General features: G+C 69.3%; 1 pseudogene. It reads left to right on the top strand.

Going from position 1 to position 238, the window contains the following annotated elements:
• A pseudogene (locus IG86_RS39610) lies at nt 1-238 on the top strand (urease subunit alpha); the annotation flags it as partial.

The following is a 238-nucleotide window of genomic DNA, read 5'->3' as shown; positions in this document are numbered from 1 at the left end:
GCGGCTGGGTGATTCCGGGCTGACGGTGCGGGTGGAGTCGGACGCGCAGAAGCCGGGGGAGGAGTTCCTGGCGGGCTTCGGCAAGACGGCCCGTGACGGCCTGCACCTGAAGGCGGCGGCGGTCCGCGACACGTGTGACGTCGTGATCAGCAATGTCCTGGTCATCGACGCGGTGCTCGGTATCCGCAAGGTGTCGATCGGTATCCGTGAGGGCCGGATCCACGCGATCGGCCGGGCC

The sequence above is a fragment of the Streptomyces virginiae genome (genome assembly GCF_000720455.1).
GTDB lineage: Bacteria > Actinomycetota > Actinomycetes > Streptomycetales > Streptomycetaceae > Streptomyces > Streptomyces virginiae.
This window is presented reverse-complemented; position numbering and strand designations above follow the sequence as displayed.